Source organism: Microterricola pindariensis (genome assembly GCF_002936985.1).
In the GTDB taxonomy this organism is placed as follows: Bacteria; Actinomycetota; Actinomycetes; order Actinomycetales; family Microbacteriaceae; genus Microterricola; species Microterricola pindariensis.
Genome location: NZ_MPZN01000036.1, coordinates 1 through 19,681 on the forward strand (window position 1 = coordinate 1; position 19,681 = coordinate 19,681).

Sequence of the window (19,681 nt, forward strand, 5' to 3'; positions counted from 1 at the left end):
GCAACCGGCGTGGCCACCGGGGCCGGAGCCGCTGCCGGAGCCGCGGCGGGGGCCTGCGCCGGGGGCGCCTTCGGGGCGGCGGGGGTGCGCGGCTGTGTGACCAGCTCGGGCGCGACCAGCTCAGGTTCTGCGCGGGCGGGCGCCGGGGCGGCCGGAGCCTGCTTCTGCGCGGTGACCGTGCCGACGGACTCGGCCCGGCCGCGCCCGGAGGTGATGGCGCCGCCCGCCGCGCCGCCGATGGTGCCGCTGACCACGGAGCTCAGCAGATCGCGCACGCCGACGCCCATGGTGGACTTCAGCACGGCGTCGACCTCGCTGAAGCCGCTCGCCACGTTCTTGGAGAGCTGCGATGCGCCGTCGTTGGAGATGACGGTGAGCTGGTCGATATTGCCCATCGGGGCGGCCAGCTCGTGGGCGATCAGCGGCAGCGACTCGATCATGCGCAGCTGGATCAGCGCGTCGGACTGCTGGGCGAGGGCCTCAGCCGACAGGCGCGTGGCCTCGGCCTCTGCCTTACCGCGCGCCAGGATGGACCCGGCCTCCGCCTCGCCCTCCGCGCGCACGGCCTCGGCCGCGGCTACACGAGAATCGCGCGAGGAGTTGGCGGATGCGACGGTGGCAGCGGCCTCCGCCTCGGCGGTCACGCGGATCCGGTAGCTCTCGGCATCCGCCACCGCGTTCACCTCGGACTCCAGCTCGGCCTTCTTCAGCTGGGCGCGCTTCTGCGCGGTGAGCTCCTGTTGCTGAATGATGTTCTGCTGCGCGGTGGCCTCGGCCAGCGGGCGGGCCGCCTCGGACTCGGCGGCGGCGCGGTCGGTGTCGAGCTTGAGTGCGGCGCGGCGCAGGGCCAGCGTGGCCTCGGCCTCGGCAACGGCCTGCTCGGCGGCGATGGCGGCCTGGCGGGCCTCCCGCTGCGAGGCGGCCTCGGCCACCTCGGCGGCGGCGCGCACCTTGGCTTGCTCGGCGCGACCGATGTCGTTGATGTAGTTGTTGTCGTCGGTGATGCCCTTGATCTCGAAGGAGTCGACGTCGAGGCCCTGGTTGGCCAGCGACTCGCGGGCGGTCGAGAGCACCGTCGCGCCCAGCTCGTCGCGGCGCTGGATGATCGTCATCACGTCGGTGGCGCCGATCGAGGCGCGCAGCGAGCCGGAGAGCACCTCCTGCGCGAAGGAGTCGATGTTCTTGTCCTGACCGAGGAAGCGCTGGGCGGCGGCCAAGATCGAGGCGTGCTCCTCGCCGACCTTGACGATCGCGACGGCGTCGACGGTGATCGTGACACCGTTGCGGTCCTGGGCGAGGGCCGTCACCTCGATGGCGCGCGAGCGCAGCTCGAGCTTGTGCACCTTCTGGAAGAACGGCGTGATGAAGACGCCCTGACCGACGACGATGCGCTGGCCGGATGTCTCGCGCGCCTGCCCGTCGACGATGGTCTTCTTCGAGCGCTTACCCGTGATGATCAGGGCTTCGTCTGGGCCGGCATTCTTGTACAGGGTCTTGCTGTAGATGAGGGCGACGATCAGCACGAAGACGACGGCGCCGATGATGCCCGGAATGGGGCCAAACCAGAAGTCGAACACAAGGGTCCTTTCGGTGGGAGAGGGCCGGGACGACGGGCGAGCGTGGCCCCCGGCACGTTCCCTCGCATCCTTTCAGCAAAAGCCCCCACGCGCGAGCTGCCCAGAGGGGCTGTCGCTCGCGCGGCCGACGTGACAGCCTTGATGGAGGGGGGCGTGATTCGGGGGAGGAGGTGGCGAAATGAGCGAGCGAATAGTGGCGATCGAACGCTGGTGGCCTCTGTTGGACGCGGACGGCAAGCATGAGATCCAGAGCGACCTCGATGCCGCGCTGGGTGCCAGGACGAGGGCCCAGATCGGTGAGATCATCGGGCAGGAGATCGCGGAAGTGGAGTGGCTGTTGACCGCGGCCGAGAAAGACTTCATCAGAACACAGGGCGAGCCGGTCGACTGAGGCGCCCGTTGGTGTGGCTCGCCTTTTCGGGTGGCAAGGCCCATGCTGTATTCATGGGATCCCTGGTGTACGGTGCGGGAACGAAATACGAGATGGACGATCGCACGCTCGCCCACGTCAAGATTGCCGCGGGCGGCAAGCTCCGCCGGCAGGAGTCGTTCTACCTGAGTTGGGTGATTCCGCCGTCGGCCGGCTCGGGCCGCGTCAGCATCTGGCTGTCGCCGGCGATCCCGCTGCAGTTCCACTTCTCCACCCCGACGGCTCCGCAGCTGAATCGCGTCTGGGTGAAGGCACTGGAGATGACGGCGATGAGCGACCGGGGCATGGTGGTGCTGCCCGAGAACGAGGCCGACGACTACATCCGCGACCACCCGCCGACCTTGCTGACCCCCTGAGCCGGGGCTTTGCGGCGCGGCGGGAGCGCCTAGATCGACTCCGGGCGCCGGCGGGCGTTGAGATAGCCCTCCGCGTCTTCCTCGTCGAGCACGAACATCCCCCCATCTCCCGTCGCCGTCAGCTCCATGGCCCGCAGCCACGAGGGATTGAGTGTCGCGGTGCGGCTGCCCAAGTAGTGGAACTGCAGGGCGATCGATGGCGCGAGCCAGAGGCTCACCCTCTGCTCCGGCGTGCCATCTGACTGCCGCCAACTCAGGTAGAAGGCCTCCTGCCGACGCAGCTTCGCCCCGACCGCCTCCTGGACATGGGCCAGCGCGCGGTCATCGAACTCGTAGCTCTCGCCGGCTCCGTAGATGATCTCGCCCACCCGCCCAGCATGAACCTTGCGGCGGCCGATATCCAGCACATGAGGAAAAATCGCGTCGACAGGAGCGCGGCCCCCGGGGGCAGGGGCGGGCCCGTCGTGCTGGGCGGCTCAGTCGTCGATAGTGTCGCGCAGGCGCGGGGCGTTGGAGATGTCGTGCGCCACGCGGCGAGCCTCGACGAGTGAGAAGTCGAGCCCGGCGCTGCTGAAACGCTCCACCAGCTCGGCTTCAACGACCGCCTCGGGGCGACCGGTGAGATCGGCGCTGGTCTGGGCGATGATGCTCGCCACCTGCTCGGCCTCCGTCGGGGAATCCGGGTTGGCTGCGGCGAAACCCGGGGCAGGCGTCACGGCTGCTGCGGCTGGATCGGACACGATACTCAACTCCTCGCACTGTGCGTGTTTCGCGACTTCTACGCTAGGCGAGTCGGCGGAGATTGGATAGGGTCCTGCCGAATTCCGGCGCGAGCCGATTTCGGCCGGAATCCTCGAATTTTCGTAGTTTCCTCCAATCCACAGCCTGTGGACAACCCTGTGGAATTGGGTACGAAAACCCGGGAACTGCGAGGCGCTGCATGTGGAATGGGTTGTGGAGAAGGAGTTTGAACAGGGTGTGAGTGATTCGTCTCAGCTCGCGCGATCATCGAGAGATTCAGCTGAGATTCACCTGTGTGTTATCGAAATTTCATTCGGATTTCGGCGCACATCCTCGCGTCGAGTGGCGCGAACGTGGTCCCGCCGATTCGCGAGCGCGCGCTGCAGCATGGCCTCTGTGACGACGAGGCGCCAGCGGCGTGATCGCGGCATCGTCCAGCGCGGCCGGAGCCGTGTTCGCGGTGCGGTTGCCGGGGGCCGGCGATCCGGCCGCCCCGGCTCGCGCCTAGTCCTTGCCCTTGCCGGCCACGGACACGCCCATGGCGAAGGCGACCAGTGCCGCCACCCCGACGACGACCCACGGGCGGTCCCGCATCTGACGGCGCAGGAACCCGGCTGTGTCGTCGATCACGTCGTTGCCGCCCGCGCCTCCGACGGTCTTCCTGACCTGGTTGTACACGTCGTCGGCCTTGCGCTTGGCGCTGTCGGCCAGGTCGTCGGCCTTGCGCTTGGCGGTGTCGGCCAGGTCGTCGGCCTTGTCCTTGGCGGTGCCGGCCAGATCGCCGGCCTTGTCCTTGGCGGCGTTCACGGCGTCCTCGGCCTTGTCCGAGGCCTTGTCAACCGAGTCGGAGAGGGCATTGCTGAAGTCATCGCTTGGCGAACTCATGGTTCCTCCTTGTGGGTCCGATGCCCGCGTCGGTCGAAACGGCCATGCGAAACACGCTAACCCCGATCTGCGGATTCCGGCAGGGGGTTTCTGGCCCGGGGGTCACGGCAGTGGCGCGAGATCCAGCTCTTGAAACGACTCAACCTCGGGGACCCAGCGCGTCGCGACGAAGGCGGTGTGGGCGGGGTGGGCGTTGTAGGCGGCGTAGGCGGGCTCGTCGGCGAAGTCCATCGAGAACTGGAAGCGATGCGGGCTGGCCGGGCTCAGCTGCCGGGAGACCCGGAACCCGCTGACGCCGGGAATCGCGGCCAGGGTCGTGGCGGCGTCCGCGAGGAATGCGCGTTCCTCGGCGGACCCGGCGGGGTGGCGCAGGGCAAAGCTCACGGTGTGTTGGATCACAGCGTTCTCGTCTCCTCTGGTGTCGGCGCGGGCGTCCGCGCGCAGCTCGAGACTAGCGCGCGCTCGGCTGGTGGGGCCGGAGCGGGCCGGTGGCCTGGGGTAGCTGGCCTGGGATCGCGGGCAGGGCTCAGCCCAGGCCGGAAAGGCCGCTGCCGATCAGCATGGCGCCGAGCACCAACAGCACGATCGCCAAGACGGCGGCGTTGTTGCGCACCAGCCAGCTGCGCGCCTCGGCCAGCGCCGGCGCGGTGCGCGCGCCGCCGATCGCCACGGTGAGCACCGGCGCCGCGACGCTCGCGCAGGCCAGCAGCACGAACACGGCGCCGGCGAGCACCATCTCGCCGGCGCCGAGGAAGGCCCCGCCGATGGTGAAGCCGGCCCCGGCGGCGAAGGCGATCTCCTTCGGGTTGACCGCAGTCAGCAGGAGCCCGAGGCGGAAGGCCGCGCCGGCCGTCATACCGTCGATCGACGTCATCCAGCCGGGCAGCTTCCCTTCCGCGTCGCCGCGCGGCCGCCCGCGCCACTTGAGCACCGCACCGACGAGGAGCGCGCCGCCGAGCAGCAGGCGCGCGATCGCCGCCGGAACCGTCGACCCGGCGGCGTCGTCGACGAGGTCGGAGGCCCAGGCGAAAACGGCGGTCAGCGCCACGAAGGCGAGCAGCCTGGCCGCGAGGAACGCGAGCCCTCCGCGCGCCCCGACCGGGGCCATCACGAGCAGCAGCGCCGCGATGACGGGGAGCGGGCTGAGGGCGACGCCCACCGCGAACGGGATGATGTCACCCAAGACTTCGTACATGGTCGCAGGCTACTGCCTGCCGGCCCGCCCATCCGTGAAGGACAGGGCCAGGCGCCGGCCGGATTCGCGCAGCCAGCGGGCCGGGTCCGCCATCGCGGCGCTCGGCGAGCCCGCAAGCTCGGTGAGCGAGAGGGCGCCGGTGAATTCGTTGCTCGGCGCCTCGATCGCGCCCGCGGCCAGGTGGGCGGGGATGCCGGCATCCGCCGCCAGCCCGGCCAGATAGGCGGGCACCTTGCCGGCGGCCGACTGGCTGTCGAAGCGCCCCTCGCCGGTGATGACGACGGATGCCGCGGCCACGGCATCGGGCAGCCGCATCGCCCGACCGACCGCCGCCGCGCCCGGCGTGATCGCCGCGCCCCAGTGCAGCAGCCCGAAACCGGTGCCGCCCGCCGCGCCCGCGCCCGGCACCTCGGCCTGGCCGGGCAGCAGCCGGGCCAGCCGGCGCAGGCCGGACTCAATGCCCTCGACCTGGTCGGGGTTCGCGCCCTTCTGCGGGCCGAACACGGCGGCCGCGCCGCGCGGCCCGAGCAGCGGGTTGTCGACGTCGGAGAGGATCTGCGCCCCGCCGGGCGGCAGCGGGCGCAGCGTGTCCAACCGGGCCCGCGCCAGCTGGCCGAGGCCGCGGTTGCCGAGCCGGATTGGCCGCCCGGTGGCATCCGTGAAGAAGGCGCCGAGCGCGGTGAGCACCCCGGCCCCGCCGTCGCTGGAGGAGCTGCCGCCGAGCGCCAGCAGCAGGCGGTGCACGCCATGGTCGAGGGCGGCCGCGATGGCCTGGCCGAAGCCGAGGGTGTGTGCGTCGAGCGGGCGCAGCGGGTCGAGCAGGGTGAGGCCGCTCGTGCTCGCGAGCTCGACCACCGCGGTGCCTCCGTTCTCACCCGGCAGCAGCAGCCACTCCGCCCGCACCGGCCGGTTGTCTGGCCCCTGCACGGAGATGGGCATGCGGATGCCGCCTGGCACCGCCATCGCGAAGGCGTCGAGCGTGCCCTCCCCGCCGTCGGCCATCGGCATCAGCTGCAGCTCGTCGCCCGGGCGCACGGAGGCCCAGCCATCGGCGAGGGCGCGCGCGGCCTCCGTGGCCGACAGGGTGCCCTTGAACGAGTCCGGCGCGATGACGACCCTCTCGGCGGTCACGGCATGCTCCTCATGCTCTGACCCTACTGGCCGCCGCGCGGGCGCCCGCCGCGCGCCCGCGGCTCGCCATCCTCCTCGGCGAGGGCGGCCTTCCACTCGCGGAAGCCGTCCTCGGTGCGGCCGCGGCGCCAGTAGCCAGAGATCGAGAGCTGATCGCGGGCCAGGCCGCGCTCCGTGCGCAGGTAGGGGCGCAGGCCGCGCATGACCTCCTCGGCCTCGCCGTGCACGAATGCGTGCACGCGGCCGTCCAGCCACTCCACGCCGCGCACCGCGGCCTCGAGCGCGCCCTCCGCGGTGTCGCCGTCGCGGTGCACGAAGGTGACCGTCGCGTTGGCGGGCAGCGGCAGCTCCGGCTCGTGGGCGGCCGACTCGACGAGCACCACCACCCGGGCCACGGCGCCCGGGGGGAGTGCCTCCAGTGCGGCGGAGACGGCCGGCACGGCCGACTCGTCGCCGACGAGCAGGTGCCAGTCCGCCTCCGGGTTCGGCCGGTAGGCGCCGCCCGGCCCGTTGGCGATCAGGGTGTCGCCGACCTCGGCCCGCGCCGCCCAGGGGCCTGCGATGCCGTCATCGCCGTGCACGACGAAGTCGATGGCCATCGTGCCGGCCTCGACGTCGGGGTACAGCGCCGTGTAGGTGCGGACGTCGGGCAGCAGCTCGGGGGCGACGGTGCCGCGCAGCGCGCGCACGTCGACCTGGTCGGCGTAGTGGACGCCGGGCTTCGGGAAGACGAGCTTGACGTAGCGGTCGGCGAAGGCGCTCTCCGCGAAGGCGGAGAGATCGGCGCTGTGCAGGTGCACGCGCCGGAGCGAGGGGGTGATCCACGACGTCCCGGTGACGGTGAAATGGGTGGTCGGCACTGTGGCTTCCTTCCAAGGGGTGTGCTCTCAATGTGGCACAGTTGCGGCGGCCGGGTGAACGGCGGGCCGGCCGGTGCGGGCCGCACGGCCCGCCACGCGGCAGCCGTGCTGGTAAACTCGATCATCTGTTCGACCGCATCTCAGGTCGAAGTGGTCACGTGCCCGCCCTCGTGCGGCCCGTGGTCCGAGGCTTGAAACCTCCGGCACCCCTCGTTCATCGAAGCCCGGAGGTTTCCCCTTGTATCGTTCTTCCTCGCCCGCGACCGCGCCCGTGCGCACGGTCGACGCCCAGCACGCGAAGCGCTGGTGGGCGCTGGCTGTGCTCTCGCTCACCCAGCTCGTCGTCGTGCTCGACGGCACCATCGTGAACATCGCCCTGCCGCAGGCGCAGCTGGAGCTCGGCCTCTCCGACGGCCAGCGCCAGTGGGTGGTCACCGCCTACGCCCTGGCGTTCGGCGCGCTCCTGCTGCTCGGCGGGCGCATCGCCGACTACTGGGGGCGCAAGCGCACGTTCATGGTCGGCATGCTCGGCTTCGGCGCGGCATCCGTCTTCGGCGGCGTCGCGCAGAGCGGCATGGAGCTGATCATCGCCCGCGGCCTGCAGGGCGCGTTCGCGGCCCTGCTCGCCCCGGCCGCCCTCGCGCTGCTGACCGTGACCTTCACCCACGGCAAGGAGCGCAACACCGCCTTCGCCGTGTTCGGGACCGTCGCCGGAACCGGCGCAGCGGTCGGCCTGCTGCTCGGCGGCGTGCTCACCGAGTTCGCCGACTGGCGCTGGTGCCTGCTCGTCAACGTCTTCTTCGTCGCCGCCGGGCTGGTCGGCGGGCTGCTCTTCGTCACCGAGTCCAAGGCGCCGGGGGAGAACCGCTACGACTGGGCCGGCGCGGTCACCGTGACCCTGGGCCTCGGCTCCCTCGTCTACGGCTTCACCCGGGCCGAGCACGGCTGGGCGCAGGTCGACACCATCGGCTTCCTCGCCCTCGGCGTGCTGCTGCTCGCCGCGTTCGTCGTCATCGAGGCGCGGGTGGCGCAGCCGCTGCTGCCGCTGCGCGTCGTGCTCCATCGCGTGCGCGGCGGGGCCTACCTGATCCAGGCGGTGATCGGCAGCGCCATGATCGGCGGCACCGTCTACCTCGCCTTCCACCTGCAGATCGTGCTCGGCTTCTCGCCACTCACCGCCGGGGTCGCCTCCCTGCCGATGACCGTCGTCATCATGTTCTGCGTGCCCTTCATCACCAAGCTGCTGCCCGTGATCGGCCCGCGCCCGATGATGATCGCCGGGCCGCTCATCGCCGCCGTCGGGCTGTTCTGGCTGAGCGGGATCACCCCGGACGGCAACTACTTCACGCAGGTGCTCCCCGGACTGGTGATCCTCGGCGTCGGCATGGCCAACCTCTTCGTGCCGGTGCAGAACCTCGCCCTGATCGGTGTGGCGCCGGAGGACGCCGGTGCGGCATCCGCCATGGCCAACTCCGCCAGCCAGATCGGCGGCTCGATCGGGCTCGCGGTGTTCACCGCCCTCTACTCCGCGACGGCCTCGGCCCAGGCGGAGCTGGACCCCACCGCGCCGCTCGCGGCCTTCACCGCCGGCTACTCGGTCGTGTTCGCCTCGGCCGCGGTCGCGATGCTCGCCGGCGCCGTGATCGCCGCCGTCTTCATCCGCGGGCGCAAGGAAGAGCTGATGCCGTTCGGCGAGGCATCCGCCGCCGTGCACGTCGGCTAGGAGCCAGCGCGGCCGGAGCCGCTAGTGCAGTGAGGCGTCCGGCTCGGTGGCGCGCCAGGAGTGGAACGGGACGACGAGGCCCGAGCGTGTGGGCGCGCACACGTAGGGCCCGGCCGTGACGGCGTCTGCCGCGTCGAACGGGGCCACGCGCACGAGCTGGAGGGCCTCGCCGGCCACCCCGGCCCTGATGGTGATGGCGTCAGCCGCCCAACTCGCCCGCACGACGACGCGGCGGCCGGCCCACGCCGGGACGGGGCCGCTGGACCAGTCCGAGCGGTGATCGGTCACGACGGCGCCGAGCTGGGGCACGCCGTCGACGAACTCGACGCCCGCCTTGATCCACCGCTCGCGCGAGGCCCGGATGAAGACCCCGGCCTGGTCGAACTGGGCCGAGAAGGCGGCCGTGAACTCCACCTCCACGGCGGTCCCGGGTCGGAACGGGGCGAGGAGGGCGTGTTCGTTCTCGTGCACGAAACCGTAGGAGGTGTGGCGCCAGGCGTCGCTCCCCTCCACCGCGGCGACGTGGAGGTCGCCGGCGATCACATCTGCGGAAACGGGCGGGTTCGTCCAACGTCCCGCCGACCAATCGATCTGTGACATGCGCAGAGTCTAGAGGGACTCGGCGCGGCCTCGGGCCCGGCGCGGCCTCGGGCCCGGCGCGGACTCAGGCCCGGCGCGGACTCAGAGCAGGCCGGTCTCCCGGGCGACGGAGACCGCTTTGGCGCGGCTCTCGACGTTGAGCTTGCTGAACAGGTGCACGAGGTGCGTCTTCACGGTCGCCTCGGTGACGAACAGCTCGCGGGCGATCTCGCGGTTGGAGGCCCCGGTGCCGAGCAGCCGCAGCACCTCCATCTCGCGCTCGGTGAGCCGGGGGCGGGGGTGCCGCATGCCGTCGACGACGCGCTTGGCCATCTCCGGGGCGAGCACCATGCCGCCGCGGGCGGCCTCCTTGAGCGAGGAGACGATGGTGGCCGGCGAGACGTCTTTGAGCAGGTAGCCGGCGGCCCCCGCCTCGATGGCGCGCAGGATCTCCACGTCGCGGTCGAAGGTGGTGAGGATGATGACGGCCGGCGCCGGCTGCTGGGCGCGCAGCGCCGCGGTGGTCTCGACGCCGTCGATGCCGTCGCCGAGCCGCAGGTCGCAGAGCACGACGTCGGGGTGCAGGTGCTCGGCCAGGGCGATGGCCTCCTCGCCGGATGCCGCCTCGCCGACGACCTGCACGTCGTCGCTGTTGTCGAACAGCGCGCGCAGGCCGGTGCGCACCACCGGGTGGTCATCGACCAGCAGAACCGTGATCGCCATCCCTAGCCCTCCGCCTTCAGGCCGCGCGCGAGCGGCACGTGGGCCGAGAGCGCTGCGCCCTCGCCCGGTGCGCTCTCCACGTCGAGCCCGCCGCCCAGCTCGCGGAGTCTGGCCCGCATCGAGTGCAGGCCGTAGCCGCCGCCCGCGGATGTGCCGGCCCCCGCGTCCCAGGAGCGGGCGTCGAAGCCTCGGCCGTCGTCGACGATGTCCAGGCGCACCGAGTCGCCGGCATCCGCCAGGTTCACCACCACGCGGCTGGCGTCGGCGTGCTGGCGCACATTGGCCAGCGCCGACTGCGCCGTGCGCAGCAGGGCGACCTCCACGGTGGTGGGCAGCGCGGGCAGGCCGTCGTCGACGCGCAGCTCCGTCACGATCCCGCTCTCCTCGGTGAGCCGGTCGAGCATGCGCCGGAGCGCCCCGGCCAGGGCGACCTCCTCGAGCTCGGACGGCGCCAGGGCGGCGACGATGCGGCGCACGTCGACGAGGTTGTCGCGGGCGATGGCGTCGATCTGGGCCAGCGTGCGCGGCATCCGCTCGCCCTGCCCGTTCTCGTTCTGTGCGCTCTCGAGGGCGCCCGTGGCCAGCAGGGAGATGGAGGAGAAGCCCTGGGCGATGGTGTCGTGGATGTCCCGAGAGATGCGGGTGCGCTCGGCCTTGGCGCCGGCGAGGCGCTGGGTCTGGGCGAGCTCCTCCTGCAGCGCGGCCATCTCCCGCTGCGCCTGCACGAGCGAGGCCACCAGGCGCTGGCGCTCGCGCAGGTCGTTGACCAGCTCGACATAGCCGCGGGAGATGCTGAGCGCGAAGGTGCCGCCGAGCAGCGGCCCGATGACGGTGGCGTAGTTGGTGCTGCCGAACTGCAGGATCGGCGCCACCGTCACCACCGCGAAGATCGCGACGGAGAACGGGATCGCCCAGCGCAGCCGCAGCACGTAGCCGGCGAGCAGCCAGAGCGGGAACGCCAGCCAGATGAACTCGGCGGATGCCGCGACGGCCCCCACCCAGATGAGGGCGAGCCCGGCCAGCCACCAGCCGCCCACGTGGCGGCCCTGCACGCGGCCGGCCAGCAGGATGCCGCCGGCGTACCAGCCGGCGAAGGCGAGTGCCCCGGTCAGCACCGGCGCGAGTGGCACGGCGTCGACGGCGGCCCGCGTCGCCGCCACGACGAGGAGCGCCGCCGTGATCAGGTGCAGGCCGATCTGCATCGAGCGGATGGTGGTGCTCAGGGCGCGCGGCGTGCGCTGCGCGTCCTGAGCACCCGCGCTACCGGGTGAGGACTGCGTCAGCGGAGTGCGTGCCATGCTCCGATTCTCCCCCGTTGGGTGCGTCAGCGGGGGCGTCGTCGCCACCGCGGCGTGCCTGCGGCGGGCGGGACGGCCACCAGATGCGATCGCCGACCAGGCTGAAGATCGCGGGAACGATCACGGTGCGCACCACCAGGGTGTCGACGATCACGCCGAGCCCGACGATCAGGCCGAGTTGGCCGAGCGTGACCAGAGGCAGCATGCCGAGGGCCGCGAAGACGCCGGCCAGCACGATGCCGGCACTGGTGATGACGCCGCCGGTGCGCCCAACGGCGCGCACCATGCCCTGCTTGGTGCCGTGCAGCGCCGCCTCGCTCCGGGCCCGGTGCACCAGGAAGATCGTGTAATCGATGCCCAGCGCGACGAGGAACAGGAAGGACAGCAGCGGAACCTGCAGGTCGAGCGCGTCCTGGCCGAACAGCACCCGGCTGAGCCAGGCTCCGAGGCCGATCGCGGCGACGGCGCTGAACACGTTGACGACGAGCAGCAGCAGTGGCGCGACGAGCGAGCGCAGCAGCAGGAGCAGCACGAGGAAGCTCACCGCGAGCACCAGCGGGGCGATCAGCAGGAGGTCCTGCACGTTGCCGGCGCGGGCGTCGAGGTCCTCGGCCACGGCTCCGCCGACGAGGGCGTCCGCCCCGTCGACGCCGTGCACGGCCGTGCGCAGGTCCTCGACGAGGGCGAGGCTCTCCGGCGTGCCAGGGCCGGGCTCGCCGGTGACCATCAGCTTGCCGAGCGTGCCGTCCTCAGACTCGCCGAGCGGGGTGACCCGCACAACGCCGGGGATGTCGGCGGCTGCGCGCACCTCGTCGATCGCCCCGCTGTTGGCGATCACGATCATCGGCTGCGACTCCCCGGCGGGGAAGTGCTCTGAAAGGGTCTCGAGGCCGGCGGCGGACTCGGAGGCGACCCGGAACTTCTCGGTCTGGTTCAGGCCGATCGAGGTGCCGAACAGGCCGGTGGCCATGATGGCCAGCAGGGCGCCGCCGGCGACGAGCGACACGACGGGGCGGGTGACGACGCGGGTGGCGACCGCGCCCCAGAAGCCCGGGCGGGTGCTGCCCGTGTCGGTGCTGCCCGTTCCCGCGGGGCTCTGCCCAGTGGTGGCTGCGCCGGGGCGCGGGACGAAGGGCCAGAACACGCGGCGTCCGCACACGGCGAGCAGCGGCGGCAGGGCGAAGAGCACGGCGGCGAGGGCGATCAGCAGGCCGACGGCCGAGGAGATGCCGAGGCCGCGGGTGCCGGGGATGACGGCGAAGACGAGGGTCAGCAGGGCCAGCACGACGGTGACGTTCGAGGCGAGGATGGCCGGGGCGGTTCCGCGCCAGGCCGCGGCGAGGGCGCGGCGGTGGTCGTCGGTCTTCAGCAGCTCCTCGCGGTAGCGCGAGATGAGCAGCAGGGCGTAGTTCGTGCCGGCGCCGAACACGAGCACGCTGATGATGCCGGCGTCGAACTCGAGGCCGAGCGCGGTGCCGACGGCGTTCGTGGCGAGGCTGGCGCCGCGGTCGGCGATCGCCACGACGGTGAGCGGGATCAGCCACAGCACGGGGGAGCGGTAGGTGAGGATCAGCAGCAGGGCGACGATGCCGATGGTCACGAGCAGCAGGGTGAAGTCGGCGCCCTCGAAGGAGGCGGCGATATCGGCGCCGAACGCCGAGCCGCCCGTCACCTGCGCGGTGATGCCGTCGATCGGGTTGTCGGCGAGCTCGGCCCGCAGCGCCTTCACGGTCTGGGCGGTCGCCGTGTTGTCCTCGCCGAGCGTGATCGAGGTCTGGATGACGGCCGCCTGGCCGTCCTCGCTCGTGAACGGGCGGGAGGCCTCGTGGCCGGTGACGGCGTCGATGCCGGGCACCTGCGCAGTCAGCGCCGCCATGTCGGCATCCGTCAGGGCGCCGCCGTCATCGCGGGTCGCGACGATCAGCACCGAGCCCTCGTCGCTGCCGGCGAACTGATCGGCCAGGGCCTTCACCTGGGCAGACTCGGAGTTCGCGGGCGACGCGGACACGCCCGCCGGGGCCTCGGCCCCGCTGAGCATCCCGAACAGGGCCACGATCGCGAGCAGGACGAGGGTGAGTGAGACCCACGCGCCGCGGCGGGACGTCAGGCGCTCGGGGAGAGAGGAACGGACACGCGAATCAGACATGCTTCCAGTGCACCAGCGCGCGCCTTTTCGCGAATCGCGCGGCCGGTTGAACTCCTCCTCAACCCTTTGGTTGAGACGGATGCCGGGTCGCCCGGCATCCGCCGCATCGACAAGCAAGAAAAACGCGCCAAAACTACCCGGTTTGGTCGCGTTTTCTTGCTTCTCGATTGCGCGAGCAGGCGAGGGCGGGGTGGGTCAGCGGCGGGCGGGTGTGCCGAGGTCCAGCGTGGCCAGCACGGTGCGGCCGGCGGGATGCGCGCGCGGGGCCATGTCGACGACGGCCAGCTGGCTCAACGTCAGCAGGTGGCCGGGCTCCACCCGGCGGTCCTGCTTGACGGTGACGTGCGGGCGGTAGCCCGGCCCGGTGAAGGCGGGCTCGTCCGGCTCGGTGGCGAAGGGGCGCACGGCGGCGCGCAGGGCGCGGTGCAGCGCGGTCAGCTCGGGGTTCTCCTCCAACACGGTGACCGGCACGTTGTGCCGCCGGCCGAACAGCTCGTCGGCCCCGGCGGTGGCGGTGATCGCCGGCTGCCCGACACAGGCCGCCCCGACCGCGCGGGCGATCTGCTCCGGCCCCGCCGTGGTGAGGAACGGAGGCAGCACGGTCACGTGCAGCGGCCAGCTGTGCACGGCGAAGCTCTCGCCCACCGTGAGCGGGGCAAGCGGCAGCACGATGACGAGGCGGGACATGCGCCGATTCTAGGCGTCAGGCCGCGCCGGATGACGGCTGAGTGCGGCCCCGAGCGCGGCGAGTTCCCCGGGTGAGAGCACAAGCCCGCCGGCATCCGCGGTCGAGGTGATCGTCGCCGGCTTGCTCGCGCCGCTCACGGGGATGAAGGTGGGGCTCTGCGCGAGCAACCATGCGATCACGAGTTGCTGCGGGTCGGCGCTGTGCTGCGCCGCGATCGCCGCGACCTCTGGCCGTGCGACGAAGAGGGGCCAATCCCGGACGATTCCCAGCGGGGAGTAGCCGAGGTAGGCGATGCCCGCGGCCTCGGCGGCGAGGAGGATCTCGCCCTGGGTTCCGTCGAGCGTGAACTTGTTCTCCACGGCGGCGATCGGCGCAACGGAGCGCGCCCGGTGCAGCTGCTCGAGGCTCACATTGGAGACGCCGATGTCTCGGACGAGTCCGCTGCGCTGCAGCTCGAGCATCGCGCCGACCGACTCCTCGATCGGAACCTCGGGATCTGGCCAATGCAGCAGGTAGAGGTCGATCACGCCGACTCCGAGGGCGGCAAGGCTCCCGCGGCAGTGGGAATGGATGCTCTCCGGGCGCCCGTCGATGGGGAAGGAGTCGCCTCTGCGGGAGTGGCCGCCCTTGGTGATCACTGCGACCGACCCCAGGACGCCGGCAGCCCGGAGCCGGTCACCCAACATGCGCTCGCCGGAGTGTGGTTCCCCGGCGGCCGAGTACGCCGCCGCGGTGTCGAAGGCCGTGATGCCGGCGTCGATCGCCGCGCCGAACGCCGCAGCCCGAGAGGCGGCGCTGTGCGAAGTGTCGAAGACGAGCCCGGCCGTTCCGAGCGCGATCGGCGACACGTCGACATCGCCGATGCGGCGCGGTGACCTCACCTGGCGGTCTCCGGCGCGTCGGTGATTGCCGGAACGGCACTGGCCACGGTGCTCTTTCGCACGAGGAGCGACGGCTTGAGGATGACGGTGCGGTGGGTGTGGCCCGGCAGGCCGCCGACCTCTTCGGCGAGGAGCTCCGCCGCGATCACGCCCATCTCGTGGCCGGGCTGCGCGATGGTGGTCACGGGAACGGCGCTCTCCGCTCCGTAGTGGTTGTTGTCGTAGCCCGTCACGGCGATGTCCTCCGGCACGCGGATGCCGGCCCCGACGAGCTGCTCGATGCAGCCGATGGCCAGCGAGTCCGCCGCGCAGACCACCCCGTCGGGCTGCCGGGCGGGCGGGCGGATCGCGAGCTCGTGGCCGAGGACCCGGCCGGCCCTGGTTGTCAGGCTGTGCGTCTCGAGCACCTCGAGGGCGACGCCCGGGGCCTCGTCGATCGCCCGGCGGACGCCATTCAGCCTGTCGGCCACCGCGTGCAGGGTGAGTGGCCCGCCGGCGAAGAGGAGTGTGGTCCTGCCGAGCTCAATCAGGTGCCGCGCCGCCAGGTAGCCTCCATGCTCCTCGTCGACGATCACCCCGCAGGAGGCGTCATCCTCCCCGGGCCAGTTGACGAACACGACCGGGCGCCCGTGGCTGCGCACGCGCGCCGCACCGTCTTGCTCGCCGTCCAGCGGGGCCAGGATGATGCCGCGCACGCGTGTCTCGTCGAAGAGCTCGAGGTAGTCGTCCTGCTTCTGTGCGTTGACGTCGCTGTTGGCGAGCAGGAGCTTGTGCGCGGACTCGGCGGCTGCGGACTCGACGCCGCGGGCGATGTCGACGAAGAAGGAGTTGCCGATGTCGACGAGCACGACCCCGATCGTGTTGCCCGTGCCCTTGGCGAGAGTGCGCGCGGCGTCGTTGGGCACGAACGCCAGATCGGCGACGGCCTGAGCCACCTTCTCCCGGGTTGCCTCGCTCAGCAGCTGAGGGCGGTTGAAGAAGTTGGACACGGTGCCGTGCGAGACCCCGGCGCGCAGCGCGACGTCCATCATCCGGGAATCGCCCGTTTGAGTGCCCCGCGCTTTTGATACTGACGTCATCGTCCACTCCCGACCGGCATTGGTGCCGGTGCCCTCCGCCGCTCACGGCATTGAATCGTTACATCGCTCAGCTTGCAAATCGAGTCTAGTGGACATATCGTCGTCAGTTGATGCGCATCAATTGACGCGCATCAACTGCACCGGGCCCACATCGGCGCCTGCATTCAAGGAGGAATTGCAATGTCACGACAGATGAGTCGGAACGCCGCTCTGGCGCCGATCTTGGCGGGCGCGGGCGCTCTTGCCCTGGTACTCACCGGCTGCGCCGGCGGCACGGGCAACGCGGCAGCCCCGACCGCGTTCACCTACCTGATCAACTCGGAGAACACGATGATCCCGGGCCAGATCACCGCGCTCAGCGAGGACCAGTGCAAAACGGAGAACACCGCACTGCCGCTCAAGGTTGAGACCGTTCCGCAGACCAACCTGGACCAGAAGCTGCAGCTGCTCGCCGGGCAGAACGCACTGCCGGCGATGTACGCCGCGGGAAACGCACCCGCCCTCACCAAGACCCTCGATGAGTCGGGCAACGTCGTCGACTTCGAGGTGGCGCTCGCCGAGATCGGCGCGCTGGACGACATCGAGCCGGCCGCCATCTCCACCATCAAGTCGCTGTACGGCGGCAAGTTCAACGTGCTTCCCTACCAGTACAACATCGAGGGCATCTGGTACAACAAGCAGGTCTTCGCCGACGCCGGCGTGGAGGTCCCCGCCACCTGGGGCGAGCTGGTTGCTGCCTCGGCGGCCATCGCAAAGACCGGGGTCACCCCGTTCTCCGCGTCGGGCGAGCAGGGCTGGCCGCTGACCCGCCTGGTCGGCGACTACCTCTTCCGTGACCTCGGAGCCGACGCGCTCCAGAAGGTCGCCGACGGCGATGCCAAGCTCACCGACCCCGAGTACGTGGCGGCGGCGCAGGCCATCGCAGATCTCGGAGCCGCCGGGTACTTCGGCCAGGGCGTCGGATCGATCGACTACGACACCGCTGCCTCCCAGTTCCTCAACGGCAAGGCCGCCATGTTCTACATGGGCAGCTGGATCCTCGAGTCGCTGAACGACCCGGAGCGCAACAAGATCGGCGCCGACAACGTCGGCTTCATGCCCTTCCCCGCCGTCGAGGGCGGCAAGGGGTCCATCGACGAGTACCCGGCCAACGTCGGGCTGCCCAGCACCATGAGCGCCAAGGTCTACGACGACAAGGTCGCCGACTGGCTCGGCTGCATCGCCGAGAACTACGGCAGCGCCGCGCTCAAGGACCAGGGCACCATCTCCGGCTTCAAGGCCAACAGCGAGGTGAGCGGCGTCGACCCGCTGACCCAGGTCGTGCAGACCACCATCAGCGAGTCCACCTCGAGTGTGCTCTGGTTCGAGGCGCTGTTCTCGACCAAGGCCACCACGACGAGCCAGACCAACGCGGCGCAGCTCGTGACCGGTGCGATCAGCGCCGAGGAGTTCATGAAGCTCGTGCAGGCGGATCTCGATAGCTAGCAAGAGCGGTGGCGGCCGGCATCCGGCCGCCACCCCCGCCTTCATCATCAATGGACGTCGCCGTCCGGAACAAGTGAGTGAACCATGAAACATGTCCTCGGAGACAAGAGGGCGATCGCGATCCTCCTGGGTCCCGCCCTCCTCGTCTACACGGCCGTGATGCTCGTGCCCGTGTTGTGGTCTCTCGGCTACACGGTCTTCGAGGGCAACACCATCATCGGGTTCACCTTCGTCGGCTTCGACAACTTCACGCGGCTGGCAGGCGATCCCAAGGTCTGGGATGCCGTTCTCTTCACCCTCAAGTACGCGCTCGTCGTGACGGTCGGGCAGGTCTTCATCGGCTACCTGATGTCGCTTCTCTACGTGTTCGTGCTGAAGAAGTCCTCGAACATCGTGCGCACCCTCGTGTTCTTCCCCGTCGTCCTGCCGACGGTCGCCGTCGCGCTGCTGTTCCAGAAGCTGTTCGAGGTCGCGCCGCAGACGGGCGTCGTGAACAGCATCATCAACTCCTTCGGCGGTGAGTCCGTTGACTGGTTCGGCAGCGGTGCAAACGCCTTCCTCGTGATCGCGATCATGGACATCTGGCGCTCCATCGGCTTCTACGGGGTGCTGCTCTACGCCGGCATCGTGGAGATCCCGGAGGACACGCTGGAGTCGGCCCGGCTCGACGGCGCAACAGGGTGGGGCCTCGTGCGGCACATCGTCCTGCCGCTCTCGCTGCCCGTGCTGCTCTCGGCCGTCATCTTCAGCATCAACGGCACACTCAAGGTGTTCGACACCATCATCGCCCTCACGAACGGCGGGCCAGGCAACGCCACCAGCCCGCTCACCCTGTACATGTTCCAGACGTCCTTCTCGTACGGCGAGTACGGCTACGGCAGCACGATCGCGCTGCTGCTCACGATCGTCTGCCTGCTTGTGACCGTGTTCATTTTCCGCTCCTCGCGCCGCGACCTCACGAAAGCCTGAGCCGATGACAACCAGCACGCTGGCAGAACACGCCGAACGCACCGTCCCGCCGCTCTCGCCCTCCGGCCGTCGTCGGCTCGGCAGCCGTCGACCCGGCCGCATCCGCGCCAAGCTCGCGAAGATCCCGCTCAACCTCGCAGTCGTGTTCATCCTCGTGATCACCGTCTACCCGTTGATCTGGCTCCTACTCAGCTCGTTCAAGACCAACGATGAGTTCGTCAACGGCTCGGTCTTCGCACTGCCGGAGACGCTCAACTGGCAGAACTACATCGATGCCTGGACCACGGGAAACATGGGGCAGTACCTGAGCAACAGCGTCTTGGCCGTGTTCCCGGCCCTTGCGCTCATCATCCTCCTGGGCACGGCCGCCGGGTTCGCGCTCGAGGTCATGGTGTGGAAGGGGCGCAACGGCGTCCTCCTCGCATTCCTCGTCGGCATCATGGTGCCCGGGCAGATGATCCTCCTGCCACTGTTCACCGTCTACTTCCAGACCGGGCTGTCTGGCTCGTTGTGGCCATTGATCATCACCTACACCGGCATCGGGCTGCCGCTGACGACCTTCATGATGGCGACCTTCTTCCGTTCGATCCCCCGTGAGGTCTTCGAAGCGTCGACGCTCGACGGCGCCAGCATCATCCGCTCCTTCTTCACCATCGGATTCCCCATGGTGCGAAACGGAATCTTCACGATTGCCCTGGTCCAGTTCTTCTTCATCTGGAACGACCTGCTCATCGCGCTGACATTCACGAACAGCTCGGCGTTGCGCACGATCCAGGTCGGATTGCTGAACTTCACCGGTGAGTACGGGGCAACGCAATACGGCCCACTGTTCGCCGCGATCTGCATCAACGTCTTTGGAACGCTCGTCATTTATCTCGCCCTCAACCAGAGAGTGATGAAGGGCCTCACGGCCGGATCCGTCAAGGGCTGATTCC

At 70.4% G+C, this 19,681-nt stretch carries 21 protein-coding genes; 6 read left to right on the forward strand and 15 right to left on the reverse strand.

Annotation, left to right across the window (positions count from 1 at the left end; genetic code table 11):
* On the reverse strand, positions 1-1,577 hold a 1,577-nt coding region (locus GY24_RS11120), incomplete at its 3' end, for an SPFH domain-containing protein (protein ID WP_104475737.1).
* A gap of 178 nt (positions 1,578-1,755) precedes the next feature.
* On the opposite strand from GY24_RS11120, the gene GY24_RS11125 reads away from it, so the two are divergent.
* Together GY24_RS11125 and GY24_RS11130 are read left to right on the forward strand one after the other, a co-directional pair.
* Positions 1,756-1,968 (forward strand): hypothetical protein, encoded by a 213-nt coding sequence (locus tag GY24_RS11125; RefSeq protein WP_104475739.1) that lies wholly within the window; start codon positions 1,756-1,758, stop codon positions 1,966-1,968.
* 53 nt (positions 1,969-2,021) lie between these two features.
* Positions 2,022-2,363 carry a DUF7882 family protein gene (locus GY24_RS11130; protein WP_104475741.1) on the forward strand — a complete coding sequence of 114 codons (342 nt, stop codon included), beginning with the start codon at positions 2,022-2,024 and terminating at the stop codon, positions 2,361-2,363.
* 29 nt (positions 2,364-2,392) lie between these two features.
* On the opposite strand, the gene GY24_RS11135 is transcribed toward GY24_RS11130, so the two are convergent.
* The 7 genes from GY24_RS11135 to GY24_RS11165 form a co-directional block, all read right to left on the reverse strand.
* Positions 2,393-2,731 carry a DUF7882 family protein gene (locus GY24_RS11135; protein WP_104475743.1) on the reverse strand — a complete coding sequence of 113 codons (339 nt, stop codon included), beginning with the start codon at positions 2,729-2,731 and terminating at the stop codon, positions 2,393-2,395.
* Positions 2,732-2,839: 108 nt separating this feature from the next.
* Positions 2,840-3,103, reverse strand: a complete 264-nt coding sequence (locus GY24_RS11140; RefSeq protein ID WP_133161181.1) for a hypothetical protein — start codon at positions 3,101-3,103, stop codon at positions 2,840-2,842.
* Positions 3,104-3,608: 505 nt separating this feature from the next.
* The gene (locus tag GY24_RS11145; protein ID WP_104475747.1) at positions 3,609-3,989 is read right to left on the reverse strand and encodes a YtxH domain-containing protein; all 381 of its coding nucleotides are present in this window, start codon (positions 3,987-3,989) and stop codon (positions 3,609-3,611) included.
* Positions 3,990-4,091: 102 nt separating this feature from the next.
* A complete protein-coding gene (locus GY24_RS11150; protein WP_104475750.1) occupies positions 4,092-4,388 on the reverse strand; it encodes a Dabb family protein in 297 nt (98 codons plus the stop codon).
* 127 nt (positions 4,389-4,515) lie between these two features.
* Positions 4,516-5,184, reverse strand: a complete 669-nt coding sequence (locus GY24_RS11155; RefSeq protein WP_104475752.1) for a GAP family protein — start codon at positions 5,182-5,184, stop codon at positions 4,516-4,518.
* Positions 5,185-5,193: 9 nt separating this feature from the next.
* Positions 5,194-6,315, reverse strand: coding sequence for a glycerate kinase (locus GY24_RS11160; RefSeq protein ID WP_104475754.1), 1,122 nt, complete (start codon positions 6,313-6,315; stop codon positions 5,194-5,196).
* Positions 6,316-6,338: 23 nt separating this feature from the next.
* Positions 6,339-7,175 (reverse strand): siderophore-interacting protein, encoded by an 837-nt coding sequence (locus GY24_RS11165; RefSeq protein ID WP_104475756.1) that lies wholly within the window; start codon positions 7,173-7,175, stop codon positions 6,339-6,341.
* A 238-nt stretch (positions 7,176-7,413) separates the two neighbouring features.
* Between GY24_RS11165 and GY24_RS11170 the strand changes: the two genes are divergently transcribed.
* On the forward strand, positions 7,414-8,898 hold the full coding sequence (locus GY24_RS11170; RefSeq protein WP_202972936.1) for an MFS transporter: 1,485 nt from the start codon (positions 7,414-7,416) through the stop codon (positions 8,896-8,898).
* 21 nt (positions 8,899-8,919) lie between these two features.
* Here the strand turns inward: GY24_RS11170 and GY24_RS11175 are convergent, their stop codons facing one another.
* From GY24_RS11175 to GY24_RS11205, 7 genes are all read right to left on the reverse strand, one after another.
* Positions 8,920-9,498: a DUF1349 domain-containing protein gene (locus tag GY24_RS11175; protein ID WP_104475758.1), complete on the reverse strand. Its 579-nt coding sequence runs from the start codon at positions 9,496-9,498 to the stop codon at positions 8,920-8,922.
* Positions 9,499-9,579: 81 nt separating this feature from the next.
* A complete protein-coding gene (locus tag GY24_RS11180; RefSeq protein ID WP_083362490.1) occupies positions 9,580-10,200 on the reverse strand; it encodes a response regulator in 621 nt (206 codons plus the stop codon).
* Between the two features lie 2 nt (positions 10,201-10,202).
* Positions 10,203-11,498: a sensor histidine kinase gene (locus tag GY24_RS11185; protein WP_104475760.1), complete on the reverse strand. Its 1,296-nt coding sequence runs from the start codon at positions 11,496-11,498 to the stop codon at positions 10,203-10,205.
* Positions 11,461-13,644, reverse strand: a complete 2,184-nt coding sequence (locus GY24_RS11190; protein ID WP_104475762.1) for an MMPL family transporter — start codon at positions 13,642-13,644, stop codon at positions 11,461-11,463. The genes GY24_RS11185 and GY24_RS11190 overlap by 38 nt, the downstream gene beginning before the upstream one ends.
* Before the next feature lie 195 nt (positions 13,645-13,839).
* Positions 13,840-14,331, reverse strand: coding sequence for a 2'-5' RNA ligase family protein (locus GY24_RS11195; RefSeq protein WP_104475764.1), 492 nt, complete (start codon positions 14,329-14,331; stop codon positions 13,840-13,842).
* A 9-nt stretch (positions 14,332-14,340) separates the two neighbouring features.
* A complete protein-coding gene (locus GY24_RS11200) occupies positions 14,341-15,213 on the reverse strand; it encodes an aldo/keto reductase (protein WP_104475766.1) in 873 nt (290 codons plus the stop codon).
* On the reverse strand, positions 15,210-16,244 hold the full coding sequence (locus GY24_RS11205) for a LacI family DNA-binding transcriptional regulator (RefSeq protein ID WP_104475768.1): 1,035 nt from the start codon (positions 16,242-16,244) through the stop codon (positions 15,210-15,212). The genes GY24_RS11200 and GY24_RS11205 overlap by 4 nt, the downstream gene beginning before the upstream one ends.
* A gap of 228 nt (positions 16,245-16,472) precedes the next feature.
* Between GY24_RS11205 and GY24_RS11210 the strand changes: the two genes are divergently transcribed.
* The 3 genes from GY24_RS11210 to GY24_RS11220 all read left to right on the forward strand — a co-directional run bounded on the left by GY24_RS11210 (position 16,473) and on the right by GY24_RS11220 (position 19,677).
* The gene (locus GY24_RS11210) at positions 16,473-17,777 is read left to right on the forward strand and encodes an ABC transporter substrate-binding protein (protein ID WP_202972937.1); all 1,305 of its coding nucleotides are present in this window, start codon (positions 16,473-16,475) and stop codon (positions 17,775-17,777) included.
* An 84-nt stretch (positions 17,778-17,861) separates the two neighbouring features.
* Positions 17,862-18,746 carry a carbohydrate ABC transporter permease gene (locus GY24_RS11215; RefSeq protein ID WP_104475772.1) on the forward strand — a complete coding sequence of 295 codons (885 nt, stop codon included), beginning with the start codon at positions 17,862-17,864 and terminating at the stop codon, positions 18,744-18,746.
* Positions 18,747-18,750: 4 nt separating this feature from the next.
* Positions 18,751-19,677, forward strand: a complete 927-nt coding sequence (locus tag GY24_RS11220; RefSeq protein ID WP_104475774.1) for a carbohydrate ABC transporter permease — start codon at positions 18,751-18,753, stop codon at positions 19,675-19,677.
* Positions 19,678-19,681: the final 4 nt, after the last annotated feature.

What these genes read in the sequence shown, in the direction of transcription:
- GY24_RS11130 (WP_104475741.1), top strand. Translation starts at nt 2,022, where the DNA reads ATGGGATCCCTGGTGTACGGTGCGGGAACGAAATACGAGATGGACGAT.
- GY24_RS11205 (WP_104475768.1), bottom strand. Translation starts at nt 16,244, where the DNA reads ATGATGGACGTCGCGCTGCGCGCCGGGGTCTCGCACGGCACCGTGTCC.
- GY24_RS11220 (WP_104475774.1), top strand. Translation starts at nt 18,751, where the DNA reads ATGACAACCAGCACGCTGGCAGAACACGCCGAACGCACCGTCCCGCCG.
- GY24_RS11210 (WP_202972937.1), top strand. Translation starts at nt 16,473, where the DNA reads ATGTCACGACAGATGAGTCGGAACGCCGCTCTGGCGCCGATCTTGGCG.
- GY24_RS11185 (WP_104475760.1), bottom strand. Translation starts at nt 11,498, where the DNA reads ATGGCACGCACTCCGCTGACGCAGTCCTCACCCGGTAGCGCGGGTGCT.
- GY24_RS11195 (WP_104475764.1), bottom strand. Translation starts at nt 14,331, where the DNA reads ATGTCCCGCCTCGTCATCGTGCTGCCGCTTGCCCCGCTCACGGTGGGC.
- GY24_RS11215 (WP_104475772.1), top strand. Translation starts at nt 17,862, where the DNA reads ATGAAACATGTCCTCGGAGACAAGAGGGCGATCGCGATCCTCCTGGGT.
- GY24_RS11190 (WP_104475762.1), bottom strand. Translation starts at nt 13,644, where the DNA reads ATGTCTGATTCGCGTGTCCGTTCCTCTCTCCCCGAGCGCCTGACGTCC.
- GY24_RS11125 (WP_104475739.1), top strand. Translation starts at nt 1,756, where the DNA reads ATGAGCGAGCGAATAGTGGCGATCGAACGCTGGTGGCCTCTGTTGGAC.
- GY24_RS11175 (WP_104475758.1), bottom strand. Translation starts at nt 9,498, where the DNA reads ATGTCACAGATCGATTGGTCGGCGGGACGTTGGACGAACCCGCCCGTT.
- GY24_RS11155 (WP_104475752.1), bottom strand. Translation starts at nt 5,184, where the DNA reads ATGTACGAAGTCTTGGGTGACATCATCCCGTTCGCGGTGGGCGTCGCC.
- GY24_RS11145 (WP_104475747.1), bottom strand. Translation starts at nt 3,989, where the DNA reads ATGAGTTCGCCAAGCGATGACTTCAGCAATGCCCTCTCCGACTCGGTT.
- GY24_RS11180 (WP_083362490.1), bottom strand. Translation starts at nt 10,200, where the DNA reads ATGGCGATCACGGTTCTGCTGGTCGATGACCACCCGGTGGTGCGCACC.